A 1,555-nucleotide genomic window follows, 5' to 3' on the forward strand; every position below is an offset into this window, starting at 1 on the left:
GGCCGACGGCGGTGAGCAGCACCGGCAGCCGGCCGCCCCGGCGGGCCTGCGGCCGGCGGCGGGAGGCCGCGGGCCGTGGCGGGCGGGCGACGGGCGGCGCGGCGGGCTCCGCCGGGGCGGCCTCGCGCGAGCGCTGCGCGGGCAGGGCGGGGTCCTCGGTGCGCGGTCCCGCGTCCTGGTACGGCGTTCTCGCCCGCTGGCCGGCCATGCGCACTTCCCTCGCTCGTTTCGGCTGCCGCGGCGCGTGCGCGCCGCTGTGCGTGCCGGGACGCGTTCCGTCCTGGTGGCGGTTCCCAACTTCTACATGGCTGTAGAAGTTGGGCTGGAGCATACAAACCCATTCCAGCAAAGTCACCCGCCGTCCTTCGGCAGCGGCCGAGCGCCTGGTGGGCCGTCGTTAGGATGGTCATGATCCCCCGCCACGTCGGCACACCATCAGGAACGCGTCAGAGGAGCAGAGCGTCACCATGTTTGAGAGTCTGAAGAACCTCGCGGACAAGGCCACCGACCTCGCCCGCGAGCACAGCGGCGTGCTCGGGCAGGGCCTGGACAAGGTCGGCGACGTGATCGACGACCGCACGGACGGCAAGTACAGCGGCCAGATCGACACCGGCGTCGAGAAGGCCAAGGGCTTCCTGCGCAACCTCGACGGCGAGCAGAAGCCGGCCGAGTAGCCTGCCACCGGGCACGGTCGCCGGCACGATCGGCAGTACGACGGTCGAACAAGGGCACGGGCACACGGGGAGGGGTCGGCAGCGATGAGCGAGGGGCAACAGGGGTCGCGCTGGGGGCGCTGGCTGGTCGTCGGCGTACTCGTCGCGGCCGGGTGGGGCATCGTCCACGGCGGTGACCACCCCACCACGGCGTCGTCCGGCGCCTCCCCGTCGGCGACCCCCTCCCCGGACGGTGCCGGGCCCTCCGCGTCCGCCCCGTCCGGATCAGCCTCGACCGCGCCGTCGAAGCCGTCGAAGCCGTCCGGCCGCTACGACCCCGCCGACTACGCGGCCCCGGTGCGCCGGTTCGCCGCCGAGGCCGGGGTCAACCCGCAGCTGCTGATGGCGATCCTCTACAACGAGTCGTACAAGCCGCACGACCCGGAGCTCGAACGGGCCTGGCAGCGCGGCAAGCCCGAAGCCTCGTTCGGCATCGCCAACATGCACCGCGCCGCCTTCGACGACACCAAACCCGGCCGCCCCTTCGCCGACCGCCAGTGGGAGGAGCTGCCGGACGACCGCGACCTGGCCGTCCAGGCGGCCGCCTGGCACCTGCACGACCTGGCCGGGCAGCTCCCGGCACGGCCGAGCGCGCCGCTGAACCACGACGAGCTCCTCGCCCTCGGCTACAACGCCGGCGCGGGCAACATGCTGGCCTTCGCCCGGGGGGTCAAGGTGGGCTCCCAGGCGCAGTCCTACCTCGACCGGCTGCACGACAATTGGGCCAAGTCCGGCACGGCCGTCCAGTAGCGGGGGGGGGGCCCGCGCCGCGGCGTCCGCGGCGGGCCGCAGAGCGGGGGAGGGGGCGGGGCCGCGGGGGGGGGCCCGCGCGCCGCGGGGGC

At 74.7% G+C, this 1,555-nt stretch carries 2 protein-coding genes and 1 pseudogene; 2 read left to right on the top strand and 1 reads right to left on the bottom strand.

Annotated features, from left to right (window positions below; translation table 11 throughout):
* Positions 1-208: pseudogene (locus ACFV61_RS35970) on the bottom strand (hypothetical protein); the annotation flags it as partial.
* A gap of 259 nt (positions 209-467) precedes the next feature.
* On the opposite strand from ACFV61_RS35970, the gene ACFV61_RS35975 reads away from it, so the two are divergent.
* Both ACFV61_RS35975 and ACFV61_RS35980 read left to right on the top strand, forming a co-directional pair.
* Positions 468-674, top strand: coding sequence for an antitoxin (locus ACFV61_RS35975; protein WP_063350645.1), 207 nt, complete (start codon positions 468-470; stop codon positions 672-674).
* 84 nt (positions 675-758) lie between these two features.
* Positions 759-1,463, top strand: a complete 705-nt coding sequence (locus ACFV61_RS35980; RefSeq protein WP_380496397.1) for a lytic transglycosylase domain-containing protein — start codon at positions 759-761, stop codon at positions 1,461-1,463.
* Positions 1,464-1,555 lie beyond the last annotated feature (92 nt).

The sequence above is a fragment of the Kitasatospora sp. NPDC059817 genome, from assembly GCF_042731835.1.
In the GTDB taxonomy this organism is placed as follows: domain Bacteria; phylum Actinomycetota; class Actinomycetes; order Streptomycetales; family Streptomycetaceae; genus Kitasatospora.

What these genes read in the sequence shown, in the direction of transcription:
- ACFV61_RS35975 (WP_063350645.1), top strand. Translation starts at nt 468, where the DNA reads ATGTTTGAGAGTCTGAAGAACCTCGCGGACAAGGCCACCGACCTCGCC.
- ACFV61_RS35980 (WP_380496397.1), top strand. Translation starts at nt 759, where the DNA reads ATGAGCGAGGGGCAACAGGGGTCGCGCTGGGGGCGCTGGCTGGTCGTC.